Origin of the sequence: Falsiroseomonas frigidaquae (genome assembly GCF_012163145.1) — a bacterium.
GTDB lineage: Bacteria > Pseudomonadota > Alphaproteobacteria > Acetobacterales > Acetobacteraceae > Falsiroseomonas > Falsiroseomonas frigidaquae.
The window spans coordinates 779,117-806,012 of the sequence record NZ_JAAVTX010000001.1; the positions used below are offsets into that span (position 1 = coordinate 779,117).

Sequence of the window (26,896 nt, forward strand, 5' to 3'; positions counted from 1 at the left end):
GGGCGCTACCAATCCGTGCAGGGAGCGAAAAGAAGTCCGGCCCGGCCATGGAAACCTTGCGTACGATGAGCCTGTTCGCCGCGGTGGCGCACCATGGCAGCCTGTCCGCGGCCGGGCGCAAGCTGGGGCTTTCGCCGGCTTCCGTCTCCCGCCAGATCACGGCGCTGGAGGAACAGCTCGGCGCCCGGCTGCTGAACCGCACCAGCCGCAGCATGACGCTGACCAGCACCGGCGAGATCTACCTGCGCCACGCCGAGAACATCCTGCACCAGATCGAGGAGATGCAGGTCGAGGTCAGCCAGCGCGAACAGCAACCGTCAGGCCTGCTGCGCGTGCATTCGCGCCTGCTGGTCGGCACGCTGGTGCTGATGCCGAGCCTGCCGCGCTTCCTGCAGGCCTATCCGCAGATTTCCGTGGAACTCGCCATGTCGAACCACGCGATCGACCTGGCGGAGCGCAACGTCGATGTCGATGTGCGGATCGGCAAGCTGACGGAAAGCGCGCTGATCGCCCGCCGCCTGGCGACCAGCGAGCGCGTGGTCTGCGCCGCGCCCTCCTATCTGGCCGAGCGCCCGCCCATCCTGGCGCCGGCGGATCTGGCGGCGCAGAACTGCCTGACCTACCGGCTCAGCATGGGCCGCGCCGTCTGGCGCTTCGCCGCGGCGGATGGGCAGACCACGGAGGTGCCGGTGACCGGGTCCTTCACCACGGATAACGGCCCGGCGCTGCATGCCGCGGCGCTGGCGGGCCTCGGCATCGTGCTGATGCCCGACTGGTCGGTGCGGGAGGATATCCGCGCCGGCCGGCTGGTGCGGCTGCTGCCCGGGCATCGCGCGAGCCATCTGGAATTCGAGAACGGCGTCTTCGCCGTCTACCAGCGCAGCCGCCACCTCTCGGCGCGGGTGCGCGTCTTCATCGACTTCCTGGTCGAGACCTTCCGCGCCGCGGAGCGCTGAGCGGAAGACGCTACAGCGGCGAACGCCACATCGCCGGCACGAAGCCATAGCCCTCACTCCGCCGTGCGACATGGCCGATCGCCGGGAAGGCGAGGTGCGAGCCGGCGATGACGATGCGGTCCGTCGCCGCCATGTCGAAGATGCGGCTGCGGGTGCGGGCCGCGAGGTCCGGATCGGAGTCGAAGGAGATCGACCAGTCCGGGCGCGCGAATTGCAGCGACTGCGCATGCACCACATCGCCCCAGATCAGGAACTGCGCATTGCCGGAGGCGACATGCACGCCGAGATGGCCGGGGGTATGGCCGGGGATCGCCATGGTGCGGATGCCCGGCGCCACCTCCGTCTCCACGCCGATCCGCCGGACCCGGTTGCCATAGGCCGCGAGCACGGCGCGGGCGGGCGCGAAGAAGGGGCGGAGCGGCGCCGGGGCGCGGGTCTCCTCGCCGGGATCGGACCAGTAGGCGGCCTCGGCTTCCGCCACCAGAAGCTCCGCGCGGGGGAACAGCGCGGCGCCATCGGCGGTCAGCAGGCCGGCGGCGTGGTCGCGGTGCAGATGGGTCAGCACGATGGCGTCGATATCCGCCAGTTCCACCCCAGCGGCGCGCAGATTTCCCGGGATCTGCCCGAGGGTCGGGCCCAGCGCCGCGGCCGCGCCGGCATCCACCAGGATCAGCCGCGTGCCGGTATTGACCAGGAAGGCATTGACCGCGAGCGGCACGCCGCCCGGCGCGTCGAAGGCTTCGGTCCGCAGGCGGCTGCCAATGGCGGGGTCATAGCCGCGGAACAGGTTGGGCAGCGCGGCGTCCGGGAAGGCCAGGTTGCCGTCGAGCAGCGCAGTCACCTCGATCTCGCCGACGCGGTGGCGGTAGAAGCCCGGCGCCTGGCCCGTGGCGCGCGGCACGGCGGCGGGGGCCGGGTCGCTCGCCAGGGCAGCGGCGCCCGCGAGCGTGCCGAGCAGCATGAAGCGGCGCGGCAGGTTGGTCCTGTGCATGATCTGCTCCCCGACCCTATTCCGCGCGGATATTCGCGCGCTGGATGACGTCCCGCCACGCGGCGATGTCGCGGCGCAAGGTCGCGCCGAACTCCTCCGGCCCCAGCCCGCGCGGGACCATGCCCAGCGCCAGCAGCCGGTCGCGCAGACCGGGTTCGGCCAGCGCCCCGCGCACCGCCTCCGCCATGCGCGCCTGGATCGGGGCAGGCAGCCGGGCGGGCGCCATCAGGCCGAGCCAGAACTCATTGGCGAAGTCCGGCAGCCCGCTTTCGCCGATGGTCGGCACCTGCGGCAGCAGCGGCGCGCGTTCCGCGCTGGTCACCGCCAGGGCGCGCAGCTTGCCATCCTCCACCAGGCCGCGGGAGCCGGGGATGGTGTCGAAGATGAACTGGATGTCGTTCTGCATCAGCGCGGTCACGGAAGGCCCGCCGCCGCGATAGGGCACATGCACCATCTGGGTGCGCGCCTGCAGGGCGAACAGCTCCCCGATCAGATGGCCGGAAGACCCGGTGCCGGCGGAGCCGAAATTCACCTTGCCCGGATTGGCTCGCGCATAGGCGATCAGCTCCCCCACATCGCGCGCCGGCAGCGTGGGATTGACCACCAGCAGATAGGGTCCGGTGACCAGCAGGGAGACCGGCACCAGGTCGGTCAGCACATTGTAGGGCAGGTTCTGCTTGAAGCTCGGCTCCGTCGCCAGGACCGAGGTGTGGAACAGGAAGGTGCTGCCATCCGGCGCGGCGCGCGTCACCGATTCGGTGCCGATCGACCCGGCCGCACCGGCGCGGTTCTCCACCACCACGGGCTGGCCGAGGCGGGTCTGCAGCTCGGCCGCCAGCAGCCGCGCCACCGGGTCCGTGGACCCGCCGGGGGGATAGGGCACGACGATGCGGATGGGCCGGTCCGGCCAGGCGGCTTGCGCCCCGGCGCTGCGCACCAGGGCGGGGGCTCCCAGCATGGCGGTGGCCATGCCCACCAGACGAACAGCCTGCCTGCGGCCCAGCTTGTGCATCGACGCTTCCCCCTTCGTCCCGTGCCGCCACGCGGCCGGGTTGCCGTGACGTTAGGCATGGCGCGGCGGCGGGAGAATGTCGTTCCGCAGCACGGCATCCTTGCGCCGGATGAAAGGATGCGGGCGCCGGCCCGGCGTTGCATCCAGAGCAAGGATGCTGCTCATCCGCTGCACGTTGTCCGCCCCTGCCCCGCGCCGCAAGACTGACGGCAAGACCAGCCGGGAGGAGAGATCGATGCAGGCGACCCGCCGCGGAGTGCTGGGAATGGGGGCAGGCCTCGTGCTGTCCGCGCCCGCAATCGCGCAAGCCCCCTTCCCCAACCGCCCCATCCGCTTCGTGGTGCCCTTCGCCCCCGCCGGCGGCAGCGACATCGTCGCCCGCCTGCTGGTGGAGGAGCTGACGCCGCGCCTCGGCCAGCCGCTGATCGTGGAGAACCGGCCGGGCCAGGCGGCCTCGGTGGGTGCCGCGCATGTCGCGCAGCAGCCGCCGGATGGCTACACCATCCTCATCTGCACCCCCGGCGTGCAGATGACCAACCCCTTCCTCTACAGCAACCTGCCCTATGATGCGGAGCGCGGCTTCACGCCGATCGTCCACATCGCCTACCTGCCCAATATCCTGGTGGTGCATCCCAGCCTGCCGGTGCGGAATGTGGCGGAGTTCATCGCCCATACACGGGCCAACCCGGACAAGCTGAGCTTCTCCTCCACCGGCCCCGGCAGTTCCAGCCACCTGGCGATGGAGCTGTTCATGAGCATGAGCGGCACGCGGATGACGCATGTGCCCTATCGCAGCTCTGGCCAGGCGCTGATCGACCTGATGGCGGGCCGCGTGCAGGTCAGCCTGGACAGCTTCGCGGCGATGATCCCGGCGGTGCGCGCTGGCCATCTGCGCGTGCTCGGCATCTCCACCGCGCGGCCGCTGGAGGATCATCCGGAGATCCCGGCCATCGCCGAGACACTGGAAGGCTATGAGGGCACCACCCTGCTCTACATGCTTGGCCCGGCAGGCATGCCGCCCGCCGTGGTGCAGCGGCTGAACGTGGCCTTCAACGAGGTGCTGGCCCTGCCACGCATCCGCGGACGGTTCCGGGAGATGGGCATGGCGGCCTCCGGCGGCTCGCCGGAGGAGCTGGCGCAGGTGATCACGGAAGGCCGCACGAAATGGCGGGCGGTGATCGAGCGTGCCGCGGTGAAGCTGGATTGAGCCCGATGGAATTGCAGACCTGCCGCCTGGTGGTGGCCGATGGCATCGCCAGCATCACCCTGGATCGCCCGCCGGTGAATGCGCAGAACCGGCGGCTGCGGGAGGAGCTGACCTGGATCCTGGACAGCTGCAGCGACCGGCGCGACGTGCGCTGCGTGGTGCTGACCGGGGCGGGCGGCACCTTCTCCGCCGGTGCCGACATCAAGGAACGCGTCGGCCTGGTGCAGGAGCCGGGCGACTACATCGCGCACAACCGGCTGACGCGGGAATTCTTCTATGCGCCGATGGATTGCCTGAAGCCGGTGATCTGCGCCGCCAACGGGCCCGCCATCGGCGCCGGCTTCGCGCTGATGCTGTCCTGCGACGTGATGCTGGCCTCCGAGACCTGCTGGGTGCAGATGCCGGAGATCGATGTCGGCCTGGCCGGCGGCACCAAGCTGCTGTCCGAGCATTTCGGCCGGTCCCGCGCCCGCGCCATGTATTTCACCGGCCGCAAGGTCCCGGCCGCCGAGCTGTACCGCCTGGGCCTGCTCGAAGCGGTCTTGCCGCCCGAGGCGCTGCTGCCGGCGGCGATGGAGATGGCGCGGGAGATCGCGGCGAAAAGCCCGCTCGCGGTGCGCGAGATCAAGCGGTCCTTCAACGTGGTCGAGAGCATGCCCTATCGCGAGGCCTACCGCTTCGAGCAGACGGTGACGGAGGGGCTCTCCCACACCGCCGATGCGCAGGAGGCGCAGCGCGCCTTCGTCGAGAAACGCAAGCCCGTCTTCAAGGGGGAATAGAATGGCAACCGGCCGCTACACGAGCGACCTGGAGGAAGGCGACCGGCTCGGGCCGGTGGATGTCGTGATCAGCCCCTTCCAGGTGCGCGAATACTGCCACGCGAACGAGATGCACCAGCCCTGCTTCCAGAACGTCCCGAACCCGATCGTGCCGCCGACCATGGCGCATCTGGAGAAACTGCGCTTCTACACGATCTACTGCCCGGATGGCTGCGGGCCGAATGCGCGGGTGCACTATACCTTCGATGTGCGCTGGCATGGCGCGCTGCGGGCGGGAACGCCGCTGGTGGTGGAGGGCGTGGTGCGCAGCCGCTACATGAAGCGCGGCCGCGAATACATGGATGTGGACATCACCATGCGTGACAAGGCCGCCGACCGCCTGCTGGTGGAATACCGCGACACGGTCTGCCTTTCCTACCGCGAAGCCGCGAAGGATGCCGCGTGATGGAACTGTCCCCGGGCGACGAAATCCGCTCCGCGCCGCGCATCATGACGCGGGAACGCATGCGTTGGTATGTCGATGCGCTGCCGACGGTGGAAGCGAATGACGGGCGCGTGCATTTCAGCGTGCCGACCATTCATGACGACGACGAATATGCGCGCGGCCAGGGCCTGCCGGGTATCATCTCGGATGGCATGATCACCACCAACTGGATCCTGGACCTGCTGCTGCGCAGCTTCGGCACCCAGGTGCTGGAGGATCCGGGCGCGCTGCTGACCAAGTTCGTGGCGCCGGTGTACGAGGATGTGCCGATCACCTGCGTGCTGCGCGTGGAAGGCGTGCAGGCCCTGCCGCAGGGCGGCCAGCGCCTTTCGCTGAAGGTGTGGGCGGAGGATGGCGCCGGCAAGCTGGTCACCGTCGGCACCGCCGCCGTCAAGATCCACTGACCATGGCAGGCGTGCTGGATGGCGTGCGCGTGCTGGACCTCAGCCGCGTCTTCGCCGGCCCCGCGGCGACCCAGGTGCTGGGCGACCTCGGTGCCGAGGTGATCAAGGTGGAGGAACCCGGAAGGGGCGACGAGGCGCGCGGCTTCGGCGTGACGGCGGAGGTGCTGGAGAGGCTGGGTGCCAGCCCGTCCTTCCTCGCGCTGAACCGCAACAAGCGCAGCATCGCGCTGAACCTGAAATCCCCCGCGGGGCTGGCGCTGGCGAAGCGGCTGGCGGGCTCCGCCGATGTGCTGGTGCATAATTTCCGGCCCGGTGCGATGGAGAAATGGGGCCTCGGCTGGGAGGATCTGCGCGCCATCAATCCGCGCCTGATCCATTGCGGCTTCTCCGCCTATGGCGAGGCCGGGCCGCTGCGCGACTTCGGCGCCAATGACGTGGCGCTGCAGGCGCATAGCGGGCTGATGCACCTGACCGGGGAGCCGGACCGGCCGCCGGTCCGCGTCGGCACGGCGGGCATCGACCTGCATGGCAGCCTCGGCATGGTCTGCGCCATCCTCGCCGCGCTGCTGCATCGCGGGAAGACCGGCGAGGGGCAGAAGGTGACCTCCTCCCTGCTGCAATCCTCGGCGCATCTGATGAGCTACTTCTACACCGATTGGTGGCTGGCGCAGACCGAGCACCAGCGGATGGGCACGGCCAACCACCTCAGCGTGCCGAACCAGGTCTTCCCGGCCGCCGATGGCGATGTGGTGATCATCGCGCCGAGCGACGACATGTGGCGGCGCCTGGCGCAGGCCATGGACCCGGCCACGCTGGACCGCCCCGAATACCGCACCGCCATGGGCCGCCGCACGCATCGCCTGGCGCTGGTGGAGGCCCTGACCGCGCTGACCCGCGCCCTGCCCTGCGACGAGATCCTGCGGCGGCTGGGCGACGCCAAGGTGAATGTCGCGCGGGTCCACAATGTCGGCCAGGCCGCCGACCATCCGCAGCTCGAGGCGGCCGGCGCGGTGCTGCATTGGGACCGGGAAGGCCATGCGGAACGGGGCGTCGCGCCGCCCTTCACCCTGACGGCGGCACCCGCCGAGGTGCACCGCCCGCCCCCTGCGGTCGGCGAGCATACGGCCCAGATCCTGCAGGAGCTGGGCCTGGATGAAAGCGAGATCGCCCAGGCCGGCCGGGAGGGCGCCTTCGGCGAGCCGGGCGCAGTCGCCGCCTGATCGGCGGCTGGATCACGAGCTACGTGTGGTTCACCCGGCGGCAGACACATGGCGGCCCGGACGGTGCTAGAGTAGCGCGCCCGTGTGAAAGTACCCGTCTTTGATCGAACAGTATGGCTGGACCGATGCGCTGCAGCTGGCATTCGAGCCGCATGCGCGCGCCGGCCACCTTGCCGGGCGAATCATCGTCCAGCGGCGCGAAGCGAACCTGGTGGTCACGGATGTCGGCAATCTGAGCGCCCGGCTTTCCGGACGCCTGCGTCACGAGGCCCGTGAGGCAGGCCATCCGGCCGCCGGCGACTGGGTGGCCCTGTCCGCGAATGCCGGCGAAGGCACCGCCGTCATCCATGCCGTCCTGCCTCGCCGCACCTCCCTGGTGCGTCGGGCGGCCGACAGCGTGCAGACACTCCAGGTCATCGCCGCCAACATCGACGTGGTTTTCGTCGTCACATCCATGAACGCCGACCTCAATCCGCGCCGGCTGGAACGATTCCTCGCCGCGGCCTGGCAGAGCGGTGCGCGACCGGTGGTGCTGCTGACCAAGGCAGATCTGTGCGAGCAGCCCGAGGCCCAGGCCGCCGAGATCGCCGCCCTGGCGGGCTGCCCGGTGCTCGTCGTCTCGGCGCGGCAGGGCCTTGGCCTGGGCGCGCTGATGGACCACATCTCACCGGGTGAGACCTGCGTGCTGATCGGCTCATCGGGCGTCGGGAAATCCACGCTGGTCAATGCCCTGCTGGGCGAGGAACGGATGGCCACCCAGGACATCCGCGCCGGGGATGCGCGTGGGCGCCACACCACCAGCTACCGCCACCTCGTCCTGCTGCCCGGCGGCGGGCTGATCCTCGACACACCCGGCATACGCGAGGTGGGCCTGATCGACGCGGATGCGGGGCTCAGCATGGTCTTCGAAGACATCGAGCGCCTGGCCCCGGATTGCCGGTTCCGCGATTGCAGGCATGGCAATGAACCTGGCTGTGCGGTTCGCGGCGCGCTGGAGGCGGGCCTTCTCGACGCCGAGCGCTGGGCGCATTTCCAGAAGCTGAGCCAGGAGCTGGCGGCCTCGGCGCAGACCAAGGACCGGGCGGCGCAGGAAGCCGAGCGCACTCGTCTGGCGAGGCTGCAGCGCGCCTACCGGTCGAACAAGAAGAACCTGCGGGACCCGTCTGCCTAGACGAACCGTATAGCGGCCGCCCGGCGGCGGGTCCCTGCCCTTCAGTTCTGAATGCCGGCTTCGGTGATCACCTTGCGCCAGTTGACGGTATCCGCCGCCAGCAGCGCCTGAACCTCGGAGGGGCCGCCAGTCTCGGCCGTCAGGCCGATACGCGCCATCCGCGACCGGTAGTCCTCGCTTCCGGTGACGGTGCCGAGCGCGGCCGCGAGCTTCTCGATCACCGGCGCCGGCGTTCCCGCAGGCGCGAACAAGGCCATCCACAATACCGCCTCGAAGCCCGGCAAGGTCTCCGCCACGGTCGGAACATCCGGCAGGTTGGCCAGGCGTTCGCGGGAGGAGATGGCGAGCGCCCGCGTCTTGCCTTCCTGCAGCGATGGCATGGCTTCAACCGGCGACTGGAAGTTGCAGTGGATCCGGCCCGCCTGCAGGTCGAGCAGCCCCTCCACGCCGCCACGGTTGGGCACCGCCGTCATCTCGATCCCGGCGCGCTGGCACAGCATCTGCATCGCGAGATGCACCACCGTGCCGACGACGCCGCCATAGTTGAGCTGGCCAGGATTGGCCTTCGCATAGGCGATGAACTCCGGCAGCGTCGTCGCGGGTACGCCAGGGAAGATGTGGAACACGAAGGCGCCGCGATACACCATGCCGACCGGTGCCAGCTCCGCCTGGGGGTCCCGTGGCGTCAGCCGCGGCTGCAGCGTCGGGTTGATCGCGAGGGAGCTGGTGCCCGCCAGAAGCGTATGGCCGTCAGGCCGGGCCTGCGCGACGAGGGTGGAGGCGATGGAGGTCGCGCCACCGACCCGGTTCTCCACCACCACGCGCTGGCCGATGGCGGTGCCGAGCCGATCGGCCGTCAATCGCGTCGCGATGTCGGTCTGCCCGCCGGCCGCATAGGCGTTGACGATGGTGATCGGGCGCGACGGGAAGGCCTCCTGCGCCCGCGCCGGCAGCGCCGCGAAGGGCAGGCTACCGAGAAGGGCGCGACGGCCGAGAAAAATGGACATGTCCGTCTCCTCAATTTCTGTGTGCGGGCTCGCGCCCCTGCGCAGCCTGCTAGCCGACGGCGCCGCCCGCCCGCGCGATGATCGGCTTGTAGCGTTCGATCTCCGACGCGGTGAAAGAGGCCAGTTCCTGCGGCCCGCCATATTCGATGCGCGTCGCGCTGTCCGACATGGCGCTCTGCAGCTCGGGATCCGCCAGCGCGCGCCGCGTCGCCTCGGCCAGGGCGCTGGTGCTTTCGGCGGGCAGGCCGGCCGGACCATACAGGCCGAACCAGGAGGTGAAGACGATATCGGGATAGCCGAGCTCGACCATCGTCGGCAGCTGCGGCAGCCACGGCGAACGCGTCTTGCCGGTCGTCGCCAGGGCGATCAGGGCGCCTGACTCGATGTGCGGCTTCAGCGTGAGGTAGGGGTAGAAGCTCAACGACACCACGCCGGACAGCAGGTCCGCGAAGAGCTGGCTGTTGTTGTAGGGCACATGAGTCATGCTGAAGCCCGCCGCCGCCTTGAACGTCTCCCCGGCCAGGTGCGCGCTGGCACCGGCGCCGGGCGAGCCGAAGTTCAGCCGGTCCGGATTGGCGCGACCGTACTGCACCAGCTCCTCCACCGACCGCGCCGGCACGCGCGGATTGACGACCAGCACGGAATCCTGGCTGGCCAGCCGCGCGATCGGCGTGAAGTCCCGGCGCGGGTCATAGCGGATTTCGCGGTAGAAGCTGATGTTCACCGCCATGGTCTGGTTGTTGCCGAACAGCATCGTGTAGCCATCCGGCCTGCTGCGCGCGACCAGCTCCGTGCCGATCATCCCGCTCGCACCGGGGCGATTGTCCACGATGATGCGCTGGCCGAGGATGCTGCTGACCCGTTCGCCGATCTGCCGTGCCAGAAGGTCCGTGCCGGTGCCCGGGCCATAGGCCACGATCCAGGTGATCGGCCGCGAGGGATAGGCCTGGGCGGAGGCGCGCCCCGCGGCCAGCGTGGCGAGGGGCAGGCCCGCGCCGATCTGGCCGAGCCGGCGACGTGTGATGGTCATGGCGTTGTTCCTTCCCGGTTGTCGCGGCTTCATTGGCCGCTTGTTCAGCTATCTTCTTGTGAGGCCGAGTATCTCCCGCGCCTGCTGCACGCTGGCGACCTCACCGCCCAGCGCATCGAGCAGGCTCGCGGCCTTCTCCACCAGCGCCGCATTGCTCGGTGCCAATACGCCCTTGCGGATATAGACATTGTCCTCCAGGCCGACGCGGACATGGCCGCCCAGCAGCCAGGCCTGTGCGAGCATCGGGTATTCCCAGCGGCCGACGCCGAAGGCGCTCCAGCGCGCGCCAGCCGGGAGCTGGGAGGCGAGGTAGGACATGGTCGCGGCATTGGCCGCGGCGCCGTATTTGATGCCGAGGCAGAGCTGCACGAAGGGGTCGGGCGGCAGGGTGCCGTCGGCCAGCAGATCCTTGGCAAGCTGGATGTCGCCGCTGTCGAAGCATTCCAGCTCCGGCTTCGTGCCGGCCTCGCGGATCAGCTGCGCCATGATGCGCAGGTTCTGCGGCGTGTTGATCACCACCGAGGTGCCCGAATACATGGTGTTGAAGTCGAGACTGCAGATATCGGGCTTCAGCGCGACCACATGCTCCACGCGGCGTTCGGGATGCATCAGCGTGGTGCCCGGCGCCGCCACCTTCGGGTCCTCCGCGCTCGGCACGAAGCGCTGGCCGGGGCCAGTGGTCAGGTTGATCAGCACATCGGTGCCGCTGTCGCGGATGCGGTCCACCACCTCGCGGTAATGGCCGAGCTCCATCGAGGGGCGGCCATCCGGATAGCGCACATGGATATGCACGATCGCTGCGCCGGCGCGCGCCGCATCGATGCAGGCGGTGGCGATTTCCTGCGGCGTGCAGGGCAGTTCCGGATGGTTCGCCCGGGTGGTGATATTGCCGGTGACGGCACAGGAAATGATGGTCGGCATGGTCAGCTGGCTTCCACTTCGATGCGCGTCAGGCGTGGGAGAACATGGCGCGGCCCGGCACCGGCATGCGCACCCGCATCACGGAGGCCGTGGAGGCTTCCAGGATGAACAGGTCGCGCCGGTCTGGCCCGCCATAGGCGATGTTGGTCACGGATTTGCCGGTGCAGGATCGGATGCGCAGCAGGGGCTCGCCATCCGGGGAGAACAGCCAGACCGTGCCGTTGCGGGCATGCGCCACGGCAATGTTGCCCGCCTCGTCCAGCGCCAGGCCATCCGGCCCCAGGCCGCCGCTGAGCTGGATGAAGAGGTCGATCTGCCGCGAAGCCGCATCGCCCGCGGCGGGAAAACGCCACACCGCATTGCCGCGCGTCACGCCGACCAGCAGGTTGTGGCCGTCGTGATCCAGCACCAGGCCGTTCGGCGTTGGCGCATTGTTGATCAGCAGTTCCGCGGAGCCACCCGCCGGTGGAATGCGGAAGACCCGGCCGGTCGGATCGCCCAGATGGCTGCGCCCGGGATCGGTGAGGTAGAGCGTCCCGTCGGGGCCGAAGAACAGGTCGTTCGGCCCACGGAATCGCTCGGCATTCGGGCGGGTCACGTAGGGCCGGACGATCTTCTCCTCCGGATGCATCACCATGATCCCGTGTGCCCTGTCGGCCAGGAAGATGCGGCCGTCGCGGTGGATCTTCAGCCCGTTGGGCTCACCCTCATACTGCGTGACGAGCACCCAGCGGCCGCCCGGGTCGATGCGAAAGATCCGTCCATGCGGGATGTCGGTGCACCAGAGGTGGCCGTCGCGGTCGAAGGACGGTCCCTCCAGGAAGGAGTGCACAGGCCCTGCCGCATGCGCGCGGCTCTGCGCCCAGAAACTTGAGGGACCGCGCCAGCGCAGATCCTCCGGCAGGGCGGTGAAGAGTTCCGCCTGCAGCTCCTCAGGGCGCGACATGTCACGCATGCAGGTCCGTCCGCAGCGTGCGCAGCGCATTGACCAGGATGTTGGTGGTGTTGAAGCAGATCATGCGCGCCCCCTGCGAGGCCAGCTCGCGCGCCTGCGGTGCGGCACGCGCGATGGTGGCGAAGGCCGGGCCATCCGGCATGGCGGCGAGTTCCTCGCGGATCCGCGTGACGGCGCCTGTGACCTCCGGATGCGCGAGATTGCCCAGATGGCCCATCGAGGAAGCCAGGTCGTTCGGGCCGACGAACAGGGCGTCCACGCCCGGCACGCGCGCGATCGCGCCCACCTGGCCCAGCGCCTCCGCATCCTCGATCATCGCGATCACCGTGGTGCGGCCCGCCTGTTCCCGCAGCATGGTGGCGCCATCGCCGGTGCCGTGCCGCGCCGCGCGGGACAGGGTGCTGATGCCGCGGCGGCCGAGCGGCGGGTAGTAGGAATGCTGCACGATCCGCGCCGCGACTTCCGCGCTGGTCACATGCGGAACCATGATCCCATCGGCGCCGAGATCCAGCACATGCAGGATGTCATCCGCCCCGCCGCGCGGCACGCGCACCAGCGCGGCGATGCCGGAGGCTGCCGCCGCGCGCAGCATGTGCTCCAGCGTCTCCAGCCCCGCCCCGCCATGCTCCGTGTCGATGATGACGAAGTCGAAGCCGGACCAGCCCGCGACCTCCACGGTGGCCGGGGAGGGAATGCCGACGAAGAAGCCGTACAGCGTCTTGTCACCGCGCAGCCGCGCCTTGAACGATGGTCTGTCTGTCATCTCGCCTTTTTTCCTCCCATCCGCTGACCCGCCGGCACGCCGCGGCTAGAGCATTTTCAAGCCTTGCGGCTTCGCAAGGCGACTCGGAAAATGCGTTGGAACAATAAGCTAGAGCCGTTTCACCGTCTTCGCTTTCGGTGAAACGGCTCTAGGGCGGCGGACGTGTCCTGGTGTAGTCGCGGGCACAGAGATGGCCGCCCTGGTAGCGCTCGGTGATCGGGTCGTCGCTGACGATGCCGGCGAAGGCTGCGGCATAGTCGTCCGCGCTGTCCCGCGGTGCCCAGCCGATCCGCTTCCGCGCATCGTCCCGCCACCAGCTCCGGCTATTGGCGGAGGCGCCCCAGATGATGTCGCAGCCGACCTCCTCGGCCCGCAGCGCCGCGGCGACCAGCCGTGCGAGATCGGCGTAGGACAGCCAGCTCGACAGCGTCCGCAGGTCCTTGGGTTCCGGGAAGCCGGAGCCGATGCGGATGGAGAGGTTCTCGACGCCGTGCTTGTACCAGTAGAGCCGGCCCATCAGCTCCCCATAGGCCTTGGACAGGCCGTAATAGGTATCGGGCCGCAGCTCGCAATCGGCGTCGAGCGGCGAGCTCCGTTCGTGGAAGCCTATGGCGTGGTTCGAGGAGGCGAAGATCACCCGCGCACCAGCCAGCCGCGCCGCCTCGTAGATGTTGAACAGACCGCCGATGTTCGGGCCCAGCACCTCATCGAACGGCCGCTCGGTGGAGACGCCGCCGAAATGCACGATGGCGCCACAGCCTTCGCCAAGGGCCAGGATCGCCGGGCGATCGCAGAGATCGGCCCGCTCGAAGCGCGCCCTGAGCGGCAGCGGGCCGGGAAACGGCTTGATATCCGTCAGCACCAGGTCGAAGCCCACCTCGGAAAGATGGGCCGCCAGCATGCTGCCCAGCGCGCCGGAGGCGCCGGTGAGCAGAACGGGCCTTGCGGGCACCGCGATCAAACCGGCACCGGGCCGAGCGTCTCCACGCGATGCATGCGGCGCGGCAGGTCGCCATAGTCGAAGATCGCAAGATGCTGCGTCGCGCGGTTGTCCCAGATCAGCAGGTCGCCGACCTTCCAGCTGTGACGGTAGATGAATTCGGGGCGGCGGATATGCGCCCAGAGTTCCTCGAGCAGCGCATCGCTTTCCTCGGGCGACAGGCCGACGATTCGCGCCGTGTGGCCCTCGGTCACGAACAGCGCCTTGCGGCCGGTCACCGGATGCACGGCGACGATCGGATGCTCGACATCCGGATATTCCGCCTTCTGGGCATCGGTCAGCGGTGGCCGGCGCAGGTCGCCCTGGCGGCGCTTCTTCTCCAGGTGATGCGTGAAGCTGTGCACGGCCTTGCGGCCGGCGATGCGGCTGCGCAGCGCATCGGGCAGCGCGTCGAAGGCTTCCGCCACGCTGGTGAACAGCGTGTCGCCCAGCGCCTTGCCGTCGCGATAGGGCACCTCGAGCGCATAGAGCGCCGTGTACATGTCGGGATGCGCCATATGCGTGCCGTCGGCATGCCACATGGCGCCAGCATCCATCAGGCCGATGTTGCGCCCGTTCTCCACGATGTTGGAGATCACCATCATGTCCGGCTGGCCCGGCACGCTGAAGGCATTGGCGCGGCTATAGGCGGATTTCTTGACCGGGCCGAGCTTCTCCATGAAGGCAAGCTGCTCGGCCGGCGTCAGGTGCTGGTCGCGGACCACGATTACGCCGTAGCGGTGCAGGGCATCCAGCACGAGCGTGATGGCGGCCGGCGTCACGCTCGTACCGAGCTCGAGCCCGGTGATCTCGGCGCCGAGGGCCGGCGCCATCGCGCGCAGGCGCGGGCCATCCGCGGAGGTGGAGGGCCTGGTGAGCATGGAAGAGTACAGCTCGGACATTCGGGCATTCTCCCTTGGGGCCACCTTGCTGGCGGCCCTTTATGACATCGCTACCATGCTTCGGCCGCCTGTGGCGGACAGCTTGGCGCGATCCCTATGCAGCGATCATGTTAACGATACCATTCTTGGCACCCGCGTCAACAGATCATCGGCTGGCGGCACGTCGTGCCGCGTGGTTAGGTGGGACGTCCCCGGTCAACATGGATTTTCCTCGCGGCGCATGCCTTCGAACGACCACTCCGATGCCGGTCGATCCGGCAAGCCGCCGGGCCGCGCGCCGGTTCGGATCACCGACGTGGCGGCTGCCGCCGGCGTTTCCGCGATCACGGTGTCGCGCGCGCTGAACACGCCGGATCTGCTGTCGAAGGCCACCTTGCGACGCGTGCTGACGGCGGTGAAGCAACTGGGCTACGTGCCGAACCTGACGGCCGGCGCCTTGTCCTCACGCCGCTCCCGCATGGTGGTGGCCATCGTGCCGACGATCGCCAGCCCGATGTATGCGGAGACGCTGCAGTCCTTCACCAGCACCCTGTCCGCGGCGGGCTACAACGTCGTCCTTGGGCTCGGCGGCTTCGATGACCGCAACGAGGAGCAGCTCGTGACCACGCTGCTGGGCCGGCAGCCGGACGGCATGCTGCTGGTCGGCGCGGTGCACTCCGCAGCGGCCAGGCGGCGCCTCGCCCAGGCCGGCATCCCGATCGCCGAGATCTGGGGCGACGGATCGCCGGATGGCGACCTGCAGGTCGGCTTCAGCCATGTCGGTGCCGGCGAGGCCGTGGCCACGCACCTGATGGGCCGTGGCTACGAACGCTTCGGCATCATCTCCTCCGATGATTCGCGTGCGCTGGAGCGGCTGGAGGGCTTTCGTGCGGCATTGGGGCGGCGCGGCCACGACATCGCCTTCCAGCGGCTGGTGGCACCGCCCAGCACGATCATGGAAGGCCGCCGCTCGCTCGATGGGTTACTGCGCGAGCTTCCTCGCGGCGGTGCCGTGTTCTGCAGTTCCGACCTGCTGGCGGCCGGTCTGGTCATCGAGGCGCGGGTGCGCGGCCTGGAGGTTCCGCGCGACCTGGCTGTATGCGGCTTCGGCGACCTAGAGATCGGCCGGGCGCTGGAACCGGCGCTGACGACGGTCAGCGTGGATGGGGCGGAGATGGGCCAGATGGCGGCACGCTGCCTGATCGCCCGACTGTCCGGCGACCCGGCGCCGCAGCACATCACCGTACCCGTGGAGATCATTCAGCGGGCGACGAGCTGAGACCGCGTAGATCTGGCGGAGCGCAGTGTCTGGATCGCGTCCTGGGCCTGGATCCGGCTGGCTCCGAGCGGTGCTGGCCCCTTGCGCGGTCGCGACCGAGGTCGCGGCGCAGCTTGCCAGCACCTTCGGTGGCGAACCCTGGCGCGGCGCATTCCCGCCAGCTCGGCCGGGAAGTCCAGCGCCATCAACTGTCGTATAGCGCAAGAAGAGCCGATCACGGCGGAGGAAACCTCGGCGAGAGGTGGGGCGGAAATCAGCGCAAGGGCGAAAACCAGCAGCGCAACGCACGATGCCAAACCTTGCTGATCCAATCGTTGACATCGACCCGAATCGGCCCTCTGCTGAGGTCGAGAGGCGGTTGCGCGGCATCGACAAAGTGATCGCGCCCGCGACGTTATCAGTAGGAGGCAAATCTGCCCTCAGTCCCGTCGGGACGGGGAATTGACACGGTTTTGAAACGCGCGCCGCGGTCGCCGATGCCGGGCCACCGCCTGATCCACTACCCCTTGGACCTGCCGCATCCACCCAAACCCCGACCAAGAACGGGGAGCCTCAAGGGAGAAAGTTCATGCCGTTACCGTTCCAGCTCACTCGCCGCACGGCGCTCGCCGCAGGCTTCGGCTCGGTGCTGCTTCCCGCTTCCCTCTCGGCCCAGGCGCCGGTGCAGCGCCCCTCCGAGCTGAAGATCGGCGTCACCACCTTTCTCTCGGGCCCAGCCTCCGTCTTCGGGGTGCCAGGACGCAACGCGGCCGAGATGCTGGCCGAGGAGATCAACCGCGAAGGCGGCATCGGCGGCGTGCCGGTGCGCCTGTTCTTCGTGGACGAAGCACCCGGCATCGACCATCTGGTTGGAGAGTTCCGGCGCCTGGTGCAAAACGAGCGGGTGGACGTCATGTTCGCCTCGATCTCCTCGGGCTCCTGCCTGGCCTGCACCCCGCTCGGCGAGGAGCTGCGGAAGGTGACGGTGCTGTGGGACTGCGGCACGCAGCGCATCTTCGAGGAGCGACGCTACCAGTACGCCTTCCGCACCCAGGCCAATGCGACGCCCGAGATCCTGGCGCCGCTGCTCTACCTGATGAAGACGAAGCCCGACTTTCGCACCGTCGCCGTGCTGAACCAGGATTACGCATGGGGCCGCGATTCCTGGGAGATCTGGAAGACCGCGATGGACGCGCTGAAGCCCGGTACCCGCGTCGTCGCCGAGCTCTTCCCCCGCTTCGGCGCGACCGACTTCTCGGCAGAGGTGACACGCCTGCTGGCGCTGCGACCGGATGTGATCCTCAGCACAAGCTGGGGCGGCGAACTGGACACCTTCATCCGCCAGGCCGCCGAGCGCAGGCTGTTCGAGCGCTCGACCTTCGTGCTGCCGCTGGCCGAATCCTCGCTCGAGCGCGTCGGGCGCAGCCTGCCTGCCGGGCACATCGTCGGCAGCCGCGGCGACCACTGGCACCAGCACCCGCGCCCGGCGAATCCGCAGGCACTGCAGCGCTTCGTGGAGAATTACCGGCGCCGCGCCGACGCCTACCCGATCTACCCGACCTACCACATGGCGCAGGCCTTCAGCGCGCTGCGCGCCGCCCATGCGAAGGCGATGCAGGCGAATGGCGGCAACTGGCCGTCCGATGCGCAGCTCGCGGCCGCCTTCCCGGGCCTCGAATTCGACAGCCCGACCTCGCGCATGCGCATCCGCGAGGACGGCCAGGGCCTGGAGCCGCAGCTCATCGGCACCACCGTGCATACGGACCGTTTCCCCTTCGCGGTGATGGACAAGATGGTGATCTTCCCGCCCGACCTGGTCACCACGCCGGCCGGCCAGAACAGCGTCGCCTGGCTGCGCACGCTGACGCCGGACATGGTGAACCGGGTTCCCGATCCGATCTCGGCGGCCGGCTGACCGCGGAAGGCTGACCTCCCGGTGGGTAACTGGTTCACGGAGAACGGGCCGCTACTCGGCCTCGCGCTGCTGGACGGCATCGCGAGCGCCGCGCTGATCTTCATGGTGGCGGTCGGGCTCAACCTGGTGTTCGGCGTGCTCCGCGTGCTGAACGTGGCACATGGCAGCCTGTTCGCGATCGGCGCCTATGCGGCGGCCTCGGTCGGCTTCTTCGCGGCCTCGGCGGGCTTGCCGGCCTGGGCCTCCCTCCCCGCCCTCCTGTTCGCCGCGATGCTGGTGGGCCTCGTGCTCGGTCCGCTGATCGAGCGGCTGCTGCTACGGCGCATCTATGATGAGGAGCCGGTGCTGCAGCTTCTCGTCACCTTCGCGCTCTTCATGATCCTGGAGGATGCGCAGAAGCTGGTCTGGGGCGTGCAGCCGGTCTCCTTCAGCACGCCCGTCTCGCTGATGGGCACGGTGGACGTGCCCTTCGGCACCGACGTCATCCCCTACAACACCTACCAGGTCATCCTCCTGCCGGCGGTGGCGGTCGTGACCCTTGTCGGCCTCGCGATCTTCCTGCGGCGCACGCTGACCGGACGCGTCATCCTGGCCGTCACCATGGACCGCGAGGCGGCGACCGCCATGGGGATCGACGCGCGGAAGGTGTTCCTGCTGACCTTCACCTTCGGCGCCATGCTGGCGGCCCTGGGTGGCGCGCTCTCCACGCCGACATCGTCCCTGGTGCCGGGCATCGGCGCCTCCACCATCGTGCTGTCCTTCGCGGTGGTGGCGACGGCCGGCCTCGGCCAGATCGAGGGCGCGGCGCTGACCGCGCTGATGATCGGCATCGGCCGCTCCATCGCGGTGACGTTCTATCCCGAACTCGAGGTGGTGGTGCCCTACATCATCATGGTCGCGGTGCTGCTGGTGCGGCCGCAGGGCCTGTTCGGCGTGGTGGAGACCCGGCGCGTATGACCCTCCGCCGGATCGAACTGCTGCTTGCCCTCCTCGGCGCCGGCGCGCTGGTCCTGGCGGCCATGACCACGCCCTGGCTGAAATTCGTGCTGACGATCGCGCTTGCGAAGGGGATCGCGGTGCTCGGCATCATGCTGCTGCTGCGTGCGGGCCAGGTGAGTTTCGGCCACGCCCTCTACGTCGCGCTCGGCGCCTATGCGGTCGCCTTCCTGGCGCCCGTGCTGCCGGATGCCGCGCTGCTGCTGCCGGCGGCCGCGCTGACGACGGCCGTTGTCGGCACCCTCATCGGCCTGTTCGTGTCGCGCTACCGCGAGATCTTCTTCGGCATGCTCAACCTGGCCCTGAGCATGGTGTTCTATTCGATGCTGGAGAAGTTCTACCACTACACCAAGGGCACCGACGGGATCCGCGTGCCGCCGCTTACGGTGGCCGGGCTGGAGCTCGACCGTGTGACGCATGAATGGACGATCTTCGGCATCGCGCTGGCGCTGGCCCTCGGATTCGGCGCCTTCGCCCGTGTCTATCTCGCCTCCCCGATGGGCCAGGCTCTGACCGCGATCAAGACACGCGAGACCCGGCTGGACTTCATGGGCGTCTCGGCGCGCAGCGTGCTGCTGGCGGCCTATGTCCTCTCCGCCACGATGGCCGGTTGCGCAGGCGCACTGATCGCGATGGCGACGCGCCACGTCACGCCTTTGCTGTCCTACTGGACGGCTTCCGGCGAGCTGGTCTTCATCGCCATCCTCGGTGGTGCGGGCGGCGTGCTCGGGCCCTTCCTGGGCGCGGTCACCTATGAGCTGGTGCGGGTCTATGCGGCGGCGACGGTCGCCGACATGTGGCAGATGATCCTCGGCGCCGTGCTGCTGCTGGTCATCCTGTTCGCGCGCGGCGGCATCTGGGGCCTGCTGGCGCTCCGCCTGCAGCGAAGGGGTGCCGCATGACCGCGCTGCTCGAGGCGCGCGGACTCCGCCTCGCCTTCGGTGGCGTGAAGGCGGCGGATGGCATCGACCTCGCGGTCATGCGTGCCGAGTTCCTCGCCATCATCGGCCCGAACGGGGCGGGCAAGACCACCTTCATCAACATGGTCACCGGCTACCTGCGCCCGCAAGGCGGCACCATCACCTATGAGGGTGCGGAGATCACCGGCCGCCGCCCGCGGGAGATCGTGCGGCGCGGCATCGCGCGGTCGTTCCAGTTGCCGCAGCTGTTCTCGGAGCACACGGTGGAGGAGAACGCCGCCCTCGCGATTGCGGCGCGCCAGGGGATCTGGTCGCCCTTCGTGCCCCTGCTCCGCCCGGCCTGGCGCGACGAGGCGCGGGAGTTGCTGGACCGCTTCGGCCTGCTTCCCCTCGCCACCCGGCGCGCCGACGCGCTGAACGAGGGCACGCGCAAGCTGGCCGATATCGCGATGGCGGTCGCGCTGAAGCCGCGCCTGCTGCTGATGGACGAGCCGACCAGCGGCGTCTCGGCGTCCGAGAAGATGGCGGTGGTGGAAACGCTCGCGCGCGTGCTGCGCGAGGCGGGCGTGACGGCCGTTTTCGTCGAGCACGACATGGACGTCGTCGCGCGCTTCGCCGACCGCGTGGCCGTCTGGTCCCAGGGCCGGATCGTGGCGCTCGGCCCGCCGGCGCAGATCCTGGCCGACCCGGTGGTGCAGCGCGAGGTGATCGGGATCGAGCGCCATGCTTGAGCTGCAGTCGGTGGTGGTGGACATCGCGGGTGCGCCGGTGCTGCGCGACGTCTCGCTCACCCTGCCACGCGGCGGTTGCGTGGCGCTGATTGGACGCAACGGCGCCGGCAAGACGACGGCGCTGCGCGCCATGATGGGCCTGCTGCCGCTTCGCGGCGGCCGGGTGCTGATAGAAGGCAAGGATGCGACCGCGGTGCCGGCGCATCACCGCGCGCGCCTCGGCGTTGGCTACGCGCCGGAGGAGCGGCGGCTGTTCGGCGTCTTCACCGTGCGCCAGAACCTGCTGCTGCCGGCCGAGGTGCTGGGCCTGGCGAAAAGCGAGATCGGCCGGCGGCTGGATGCCATCTTCACCTTGCTGCCAGAACTCGCGACACTGGCGGACCGTCGCGCGGCCGGGCTCTCCGGCGGGCAGGGCAAGATGGTGGCCCTGGGCCGCGCGCTGATGGTCGGCACGCGCGCCGTGCTGCTGGACGAGCCCTTCCAGGGCCTTGCCCCTGTGCTTGCGCAGCGCTACGCGGCGGCGCTGCGAGAGCTGCAGGCATCCTTCCCCGATGTCGCGCTGCTGGTGACCGAGAGCAACCCGCAGCTGCTGACGTCGCTGGTGGACACCACCTATGTCATCGAGCGGGGCGAGATCACGCAGGACGGTGCATTCGCGGCGCAAGGCTGAAGGCACGCGTCGCGGCCGGGCGCCCCACGCCCCACTGATGCGACGCCCGCAAAGAATCGTCGGTGATCTTGCCGGGGCGGAGAGATCGATCTCCGCCCCGGCAAAAGGTTCAGCCGAGGCTGGTGACGTTCATCGGTGTCGCCACCCAGCCATAGCCATCGCCTTCCTTGCGGACATGGCCAAGCCCCGGCCAGGGAAAGTGGTAGGACAGCACCGCATGCCGGTCCGTCGCCAACCGGTCGAGCATGCGGGCGCGGGTCTGCGCCGACAGCTTCGGGTCGGTGTCGAAGGAGAACTCCATCAGCGGCCGCCGCAGCAAAAGCACCTGGTGATGCGCCAGGTCGCCGCTGTTCAGCATCGTGCGGCCCGCCGAGGTGATGGCGTAGCAGGTATGGCCCACCGTATGGCCGGGCGCGAAGATGGCGGTGACGCCCGGCACCACCTCCTGCTCGTTGCGCACCATGACGAAGCGGTCGCGGTACGCGTTCAGGTTCTTCTTCGCGCCCTCGATGAAGACGTTCATGAAGGCCGGGCCGCGCTTGTTCGAATCGTCGGTCCAGAACCGGACATCGGCCTCGTTGATCGCCACCTGCGCGTTCGGGAACACGCGCTGGCCGCTGGCATCCACCAATCCCCAGACATGGTCGCAATGGGCGTGGGTGGCGACGACCATGTCGATCTGTTCGGGCTGGATGCCGGCGGCGCGCAGATTGGCCAGCAGGCGGCCCGTGGTTGGGCCGAACATCTTGGAGTCGGCCCCCATGCTCTCGCCCATGCCGGTGTCGAACAGCAGCAATTGCCGCCCGGTGTTCAGAACCAGCACGTTCTGCTCGAGGGTGGCCGCGTTGGGGTCCAGGAATTCGTCGGTCAGCATGCCGGTGATCCGATCGGCGCCAGGACCGACGAAGCTGTCCTGCGGCTTGCCAAGCGGCAGGCTGCCGTCGGAGACCACAGTCGCCTCGAAGTCACCCCACTTGAAGCGGTGCCAGGCTGGCGGCAGGTCGTTGCGCATGGGCGCGGCTGCCTCGGCTTCTGCGCGTGGCAAAATCATTGCCGCCGCTGCGGCGGCTCCTGCGGCGAACAGGTCGCGGCGGGCGAAACCAGCGTTCATCGGGCATCTCCTCGTGCGGTTGTTCTTTGGCCAATGCCAAGGCTTGGGCCGGTCTCATCATGCCACAGCCCATCCCGACCCGATGTTCAAATTCCGATCCTGATGCGGCACGACGATCTCAGCCGGACAGGACCGGGTTGCCGCGCGGCGCGCGGGGCCGGATCTGGCCGGCGGCCATCAGGTGCTCACCATCCGGTCCAGGCCATGCGCTTCGATGGGGCGCCACCGCCCACATCGCCCTATGCGCCATCCAGGATCGCGTCGCTGATCATTTCTGCGGCCATCAGTCCGCCGGCCCTGCCATATGTGGCGGCGAGAGCCGTCTCAGGTAAGCCTCCGCCTCGTCCCAGGCACCCGCCGCTTCCGACAGGCCGACATACCCGTCCGGCCGCACGATCAGCAGCCTGCCGGCGAAGGGCGGCGTCCGGGGTCGCGGTTCCAGGATCGCCGGGAAGCGTGCCGCGAGTTCCGCGCCGCGCGCCGCGTCGGGGGCGTAGAGCACGAGCGCGGCACTGCACCGGACCCCGGCGGTGGTCCGTCATAGTTGTCCGGGGCGAGCCGCGTCCCCGCGTGCCGGCCGCTCGAGAGCGGGCTGTCGGGGTAAGCGATCTCGATCTCGCTCAGCGTGAGCGCCAACCGTTCCTGCGCGGCGTGGAAGCCGAGCACGAAGTGGGGCACGGCGTTCCGCGCCGCAACCGCCGCGGGATTTGAGAGTGTCGCCATGTCCGTCATGCGCGACGCGTTCCGAAGCACCATCTCGCCCACCGCGCTCCGCTCGGGGGAGTAGCTGTCGAGCAAAGCGGGCGTCGCCCCTCCCTTCGCGACCATCGCCAGCTTCCAGGCGAGATTGATCGCGTCCTGTATCCCCGTGTTCATGCCCTGCCCGCCCGCTGGGGAGTGGATGTGCGCCGCATCGCCTGCGAGGAAGACTCGCCCGACCCGGTAGTCGCGCGACTTGCGCCCGTTGATGCGGAAGGCGGCGAGCCAGACGGGGTCGAGGGCCCGAACCTCCCCGCCGGCCCGGTGATCCAGGAGCGCCTGGACATCGGCGAGGCTTGGTTCGGTCCTTGGTTGGTCCGGTCCGGCCTCCCCGACCGCCGCGATCAGGCGCGCCCGGCCTCCCCGCATCGGGAAGACGACGAGCGGACCGTCCTGGTGCAGGTAGGTCGTGATCTCGTCTGCCGGCGGGCTCCCGGCCCCCTCCAGCCGAACGTCGGCGAGCACCCAGTCGTCGCGCTGCGTAGCGCCGCGGAACTCGGCACCGAGCCCGTGGCGTACCGCGCTGTGCGCGCCGTCACAGCCGACCAGCCAGGGCGTCTCCGCCTCCTCCTCACGCCCGTCCGCGTGGACCAGCCGTGCGGTGACCCGATCGTCGGACGCCGTGAAGGACGCCAGCTCCACCTCGCGCTCCACGATGATGCCGTAGTTCCGCAGATGGGCGGTCAGCAGGCGCTCGGTGTCGCTTTGGGGCACGATGAGCGCGAAGTCGTAGGCGCTGGCGATGTCGCCGAAGCTGGTGCACCCCAGCACCCTTCCGCCGCTGCGGATTGCGGCCCCACGGACGCGGTGCCCGGCCTCCAGGAAGGAGGCGGCGCAGCCCATCCGATCCATCAACTCGAGCGTGCGGCTCCAGACGACGATGGCGCGGGAGGTCTCGGCCGGGCGTGGACTGCGGTCCAAGATCCGGACCGGCAGGCCGTAGCGCGCCAGTTCGGCGGCGGCGGTCAAGCTGACCGGGCCGGCACCGACGATGAGGATGGGTGGCATGGGGTTGCTCCTCGCGTCAGGTCGCCGCGCGGGAGATGTCGGAGCACGGGCTGGCGCCGGTCTCATCTCGCTGCTCCGGCAAGTGGCTTTGCGGCGGGATGCGACCCGACCGAGGATGATCTGAGGCCCGCTTTCGACGGATCAGGTCGTGACGCGCCATCCAGTCGTGCACGAGCCCGGCGATCTCGTCGCTGTTGTCGTCGGCCATAAGCGCGTGGCTGTTGCCCCGGATCCCGCGCGCCGGCAGGTCCACCCACTCGGCTTCCACCCCGGCCGCGACAAGAGCGGCGTGCCAGCGTCGGACGTTCGGGAGCGAGTTCACCCAGAAGGGGTGCCGATCCAGGTAGTCGCCCCATACGAAGAGGTGCGGCACCCCGCGCAGCCGGGCGGGGTCCGCGGCCTGCGGGTCAGGGGCGCCGGACGGTTCGAGCGAGATGACGGCCCGCACGCGATCCGGCGCCGCGAGCGCGGCGCGCAGGCCGAAGTTGCCGCCCTGGCTGTGGGTGAGGATCATTGCCCCGCCCAGTTGCGCGACGAGAGCGTCGTAGGCGGCCTGGGTGAATGCGTCGTTCGTGCTCCAGCGCGGCACGAACTGGCTCATGAATGCCTCCATGTGCTCCGCCCGGAAGCGCAGGCCCGGGTGTGTCGCGCGCTGGGCAGGGTCGGGGCGCCAGGAGCCGGGAGGGCCGAAGCGGAAGGTCTCCTCCCAGGCCTCGCGCGCCGTCCGGAAGAAGGGCGCCTCGGGGTAGACCTCCGGGTAGGGCGCCCAGGAGGCGCGGCCCCGTTCCACTGCGTCGGAGACGAAGACGTCGAGCCCTGCGCGAAGAAAGAACATCTGCCAGCCGGGGCGGCCGTCCGGTGTCGTTTCCCAGGTCACACCGGTCATCCCGCCGCCGTGCCAGAGAAGAAGCGGAGCCGCGCCCCGAGGCTCGGCCAACCGCACGTACTGGACATAGAGCTGCCCGACCATGATCTCACCGTTCGGGTCGGTCGGGTGCACGGGCCCGCCCGGCGTGCTGACGCGCCCGCGCGGCGGTAAGCCGGCAAGCGTCGTCATGTGCCCGCCGAGGAGGAAGCTGCCGATGTCGCGAATGAGTATCGGCGCCTCGGGACGGGATGTGTTGAGGTTGTCCATCGTGGTCGCTCTCCGGATCAGGCAGGGATCAATTTCGCTTCGCCGCGTAGCCGGGGGCGGTGCCTCGGGGCCGCAGATGACGGTGCCGTCGTCGCAGGCGAGATCCTCCACGAAAATGATCTCGGCGAAGGAGTCGACCAGATCGATCGGATAGGTCACCGCCTGATCCCGAGTCCGGCTGCGATCCATGCCATGCCGGCCACTGCCCCGGTTGCGATCAGGGCCTGCAGCGCGAAGTAGGATGCGTTCCCGACTGTCCCATAAAGTTGGGTAAAGGCAGCCCCAGCGCTGTCCCCGAAGAAGCTTGTCAGCAGGAACCAGGCCATGACCTGTGATTTCATCGAAGCAGGCGCGGCCAGATAGCACAGTTGCAGGCCGATCGCGGAAATGCAGAGTTCGGCCAGGGTGATCAGCAGCGTTGCCAGTACCAGGAACCACACCGAAGCCTTGCCGCTTTCTGCCACATGGCCGGCCAGGGCCATGACCGCCATAGCCAGGACGGTCAGGACAAAACCCACGGTCATTTTGTCCGCCGGCCCAAGTTGCCTGCCGCGCAGAGCTTCCATGCGGCGCCAGATCGGGCGGAGAAGCGGCGTGAACAGCAGGATCATGAGCGGGTTGAGTGCCTGGGTTTGCGCAGCGGTTAGCGCCAGGCCGGTGGGCCAAAGGGTCAGGTCCATGTGGTCGTTGGCAAGGAAGACCCAGGTGGAGCTCGATTGGTCGGCCAGGAACCAGTAGATCGCGACCAGCGTCAGGATGCCAGCCAACCGGAGCAGCACGGCACGCTCCTCTTGCCATTGCGGACGTGAGGCAGAGAACGGCCGGACAACAATATTCTCGGTTGGAAAGTACCGGCGACCGCGCCAGAAGATCAGCATGGACAGCGCGATGAGGCCCGTCGGAATCATCAGCGCCGGCCCGTACCCATGGGACGACTGAACGATGGGAACGGCGAGCGAGGTGATCGTGGCGCCCAGGTTGATGGCGGCATAGTAGTAGACGAACGCCTCGTCGAGCAGGTGTCGACGGCCAAGCCGCTCGTACATGAGTCCCATCAGTGTCGATGTGTTTGGCTTGATGGCGCCCGACCCTAGCGCGATCAGCAGCAATCCCAGGAACAACGCGACTTCGCCCCGGAAGAAGCCGAAGCACAGGTGGCCGACAAGATACGGCACGCAGAACCAGATGATGGTGCGGTACCGGCCAAGGTAGTGGTCGGCAATGAAGCCGCCAAGAATGGGCGTGAGGTAACATGCGGCATTGAAGAGCTGAGCCACGGAGCCCGCATTCGCTTCTGAGAAGCCGAGCATTTCGACAAGGTACAGCGATAGCAGCACCCGCATGCCCCAGAAGCTCGCGCGTTCCGCAAGCTCCGCCCAGAAGACGTACCAGAAGCCGGTAGGATGGCCGGCGAGCAGCCAGCGCGCTGGCTGCTCTTCAGCAGGGCACCAGCTGCGATGTTCAACATCGGTGTTCTGTCCAGGCATCTCACATCGCTCCATCACCAGCCGACCCTTGCGGGCCGGATCCGCGGCGGATTTCTGCGAGGTCACAACGATGCAGGCATCACCAGTTCTGACTACGCTCCACATCCACGGTGCGACGGCGATATGCAGGCCATGAACCGTCACGC

Annotated in this window: 26 protein-coding genes; 13 read left to right on the forward strand and 13 right to left on the reverse strand. The window is 68.9% G+C overall.

The window, feature by feature from the left end; translation table 11 throughout:
• Positions 1-65 precede the first annotated feature (65 nt).
• Complete coding sequence (locus HB662_RS03670) at positions 66-956, forward strand: LysR family transcriptional regulator (RefSeq protein WP_209443074.1); 891 nt, start codon at positions 66-68, stop codon at positions 954-956.
• Between the two features lie 10 nt (positions 957-966).
• Here HB662_RS03670 and HB662_RS03675 read toward each other — a convergent pair whose 3' ends face one another.
• Complete coding sequence (locus HB662_RS03675) at positions 967-1,947, reverse strand: MBL fold metallo-hydrolase (RefSeq protein WP_168047227.1); 981 nt, start codon at positions 1,945-1,947, stop codon at positions 967-969.
• Positions 1,948-1,963: 16 nt separating this feature from the next.
• Positions 1,964-2,959: a Bug family tripartite tricarboxylate transporter substrate binding protein gene (locus HB662_RS03680; RefSeq protein ID WP_168047229.1), complete on the reverse strand. Its 996-nt coding sequence runs from the start codon at positions 2,957-2,959 to the stop codon at positions 1,964-1,966.
• A 235-nt stretch (positions 2,960-3,194) separates the two neighbouring features.
• Between HB662_RS03680 and HB662_RS03685 the strand changes: the two genes are divergently transcribed.
• The 6 genes from HB662_RS03685 to rsgA all read left to right on the forward strand — a co-directional run bounded on the left by HB662_RS03685 (position 3,195) and on the right by rsgA (position 8,224).
• The gene (locus HB662_RS03685; RefSeq protein WP_168047231.1) at positions 3,195-4,166 is read left to right on the forward strand and encodes a Bug family tripartite tricarboxylate transporter substrate binding protein; all 972 of its coding nucleotides are present in this window, start codon (positions 3,195-3,197) and stop codon (positions 4,164-4,166) included.
• Positions 4,167-4,171: 5 nt separating this feature from the next.
• Positions 4,172-4,945 (forward strand): enoyl-CoA hydratase/isomerase family protein, encoded by a 774-nt coding sequence (locus HB662_RS03690; RefSeq protein WP_168047233.1) that lies wholly within the window; start codon positions 4,172-4,174, stop codon positions 4,943-4,945.
• Between the two features lies 1 nt (position 4,946).
• Positions 4,947-5,390, forward strand: a complete 444-nt coding sequence (locus HB662_RS03695; protein WP_168047235.1) for a hypothetical protein — start codon at positions 4,947-4,949, stop codon at positions 5,388-5,390.
• A complete protein-coding gene (locus HB662_RS03700) occupies positions 5,390-5,833 on the forward strand; it encodes a MaoC family dehydratase (RefSeq protein WP_168047237.1) in 444 nt (147 codons plus the stop codon). The genes HB662_RS03695 and HB662_RS03700 overlap by 1 nt, the downstream gene beginning before the upstream one ends.
• A 2-nt stretch (positions 5,834-5,835) precedes the next feature.
• Positions 5,836-7,053 (forward strand): CaiB/BaiF CoA transferase family protein, encoded by a 1,218-nt coding sequence (locus tag HB662_RS03705; protein ID WP_168047239.1) that lies wholly within the window; start codon positions 5,836-5,838, stop codon positions 7,051-7,053.
• A gap of 100 nt (positions 7,054-7,153) precedes the next feature.
• On the forward strand, positions 7,154-8,224 hold the full coding sequence (rsgA, locus tag HB662_RS03710) for a ribosome small subunit-dependent GTPase A (protein WP_168047241.1): 1,071 nt from the start codon (positions 7,154-7,156) through the stop codon (positions 8,222-8,224).
• 41 nt (positions 8,225-8,265) lie between these two features.
• On the opposite strand, the gene HB662_RS03715 is transcribed toward rsgA, so the two are convergent.
• The 7 genes from HB662_RS03715 to HB662_RS03745 form a co-directional block, all read right to left on the reverse strand.
• The gene (locus HB662_RS03715; RefSeq protein ID WP_168047243.1) at positions 8,266-9,231 is read right to left on the reverse strand and encodes a Bug family tripartite tricarboxylate transporter substrate binding protein; all 966 of its coding nucleotides are present in this window, start codon (positions 9,229-9,231) and stop codon (positions 8,266-8,268) included.
• Positions 9,232-9,280: 49 nt separating this feature from the next.
• A complete protein-coding gene (locus tag HB662_RS03720; RefSeq protein WP_168047245.1) occupies positions 9,281-10,261 on the reverse strand; it encodes a Bug family tripartite tricarboxylate transporter substrate binding protein in 981 nt (326 codons plus the stop codon).
• 48 nt (positions 10,262-10,309) lie between these two features.
• Positions 10,310-11,182 (reverse strand): BKACE family enzyme, encoded by an 873-nt coding sequence (locus HB662_RS03725; RefSeq protein WP_168047247.1) that lies wholly within the window; start codon positions 11,180-11,182, stop codon positions 10,310-10,312.
• A gap of 28 nt (positions 11,183-11,210) precedes the next feature.
• A complete protein-coding gene (locus tag HB662_RS03730) occupies positions 11,211-12,128 on the reverse strand; it encodes an SMP-30/gluconolactonase/LRE family protein (RefSeq protein WP_168047249.1) in 918 nt (305 codons plus the stop codon).
• Between the two features lies 1 nt (position 12,129).
• Entirely contained in the window at positions 12,130-12,900 is a 771-nt protein-coding gene (locus tag HB662_RS03735; RefSeq protein ID WP_168047251.1) for an HpcH/HpaI aldolase family protein, read from the reverse strand.
• 148 nt (positions 12,901-13,048) lie between these two features.
• Entirely contained in the window at positions 13,049-13,852 is an 804-nt protein-coding gene (locus HB662_RS03740; RefSeq protein ID WP_342449435.1) for an NAD-dependent epimerase/dehydratase family protein, read from the reverse strand.
• Positions 13,853-13,857: 5 nt separating this feature from the next.
• Positions 13,858-14,781 (reverse strand): TauD/TfdA dioxygenase family protein, encoded by a 924-nt coding sequence (locus tag HB662_RS03745; protein ID WP_168047253.1) that lies wholly within the window; start codon positions 14,779-14,781, stop codon positions 13,858-13,860.
• A 295-nt stretch (positions 14,782-15,076) separates the two neighbouring features.
• Between HB662_RS03745 and HB662_RS03750 the strand changes: the two genes are divergently transcribed.
• The 6 genes from HB662_RS03750 (at position 15,077) to HB662_RS03775 (ending at position 21,250) form a co-directional block, all read left to right on the forward strand.
• Positions 15,077-16,039 carry a substrate-binding domain-containing protein gene (locus HB662_RS03750; RefSeq protein ID WP_168047255.1) on the forward strand — a complete coding sequence of 321 codons (963 nt, stop codon included), beginning with the start codon at positions 15,077-15,079 and terminating at the stop codon, positions 16,037-16,039.
• A 568-nt stretch (positions 16,040-16,607) separates the two neighbouring features.
• The gene (locus HB662_RS03755; RefSeq protein WP_168047257.1) at positions 16,608-17,933 is read left to right on the forward strand and encodes an ABC transporter substrate-binding protein; all 1,326 of its coding nucleotides are present in this window, start codon (positions 16,608-16,610) and stop codon (positions 17,931-17,933) included.
• Positions 17,934-17,954: 21 nt separating this feature from the next.
• Positions 17,955-18,890: an ABC transporter permease subunit gene (locus HB662_RS03760; RefSeq protein WP_168047259.1), complete on the forward strand. Its 936-nt coding sequence runs from the start codon at positions 17,955-17,957 to the stop codon at positions 18,888-18,890.
• The gene (locus tag HB662_RS03765; RefSeq protein WP_168047261.1) at positions 18,887-19,831 is read left to right on the forward strand and encodes a branched-chain amino acid ABC transporter permease; all 945 of its coding nucleotides are present in this window, start codon (positions 18,887-18,889) and stop codon (positions 19,829-19,831) included. Before HB662_RS03760 ends, HB662_RS03765 begins: the two co-directional genes overlap by 4 nt.
• On the forward strand, positions 19,828-20,580 hold the full coding sequence (locus tag HB662_RS03770) for an ABC transporter ATP-binding protein (protein ID WP_168047263.1): 753 nt from the start codon (positions 19,828-19,830) through the stop codon (positions 20,578-20,580). Before HB662_RS03765 ends, HB662_RS03770 begins: the two co-directional genes overlap by 4 nt.
• Positions 20,573-21,250: an ABC transporter ATP-binding protein gene (locus HB662_RS03775; RefSeq protein WP_168047265.1), complete on the forward strand. Its 678-nt coding sequence runs from the start codon at positions 20,573-20,575 to the stop codon at positions 21,248-21,250. Before HB662_RS03770 ends, HB662_RS03775 begins: the two co-directional genes overlap by 8 nt.
• Before the next feature lie 109 nt (positions 21,251-21,359).
• Here the strand turns inward: HB662_RS03775 and HB662_RS03780 are convergent, their stop codons facing one another.
• The 4 genes from HB662_RS03780 to HB662_RS03795 form a co-directional block, all read right to left on the reverse strand.
• Positions 21,360-22,361: an MBL fold metallo-hydrolase gene (locus tag HB662_RS03780; protein ID WP_168047267.1), complete on the reverse strand. Its 1,002-nt coding sequence runs from the start codon at positions 22,359-22,361 to the stop codon at positions 21,360-21,362.
• 396 nt (positions 22,362-22,757) lie between these two features.
• Positions 22,758-24,128: an FAD-dependent monooxygenase gene (locus HB662_RS03785; RefSeq protein WP_209443075.1), complete on the reverse strand. Its 1,371-nt coding sequence runs from the start codon at positions 24,126-24,128 to the stop codon at positions 22,758-22,760.
• Between the two features lie 16 nt (positions 24,129-24,144).
• The gene (locus HB662_RS03790) at positions 24,145-25,422 is read right to left on the reverse strand and encodes an alpha/beta hydrolase family protein (RefSeq protein WP_209443076.1); all 1,278 of its coding nucleotides are present in this window, start codon (positions 25,420-25,422) and stop codon (positions 24,145-24,147) included.
• Positions 25,419-26,894 (reverse strand): POT-type proton-dependent oligopeptide transporter, encoded by a 1,476-nt coding sequence (locus HB662_RS03795; RefSeq protein WP_168047269.1) that lies wholly within the window; start codon positions 26,892-26,894, stop codon positions 25,419-25,421. The genes HB662_RS03790 and HB662_RS03795 overlap by 4 nt, the downstream gene beginning before the upstream one ends.
• Between the last annotated feature and the right edge of the window lie 2 nt (positions 26,895-26,896).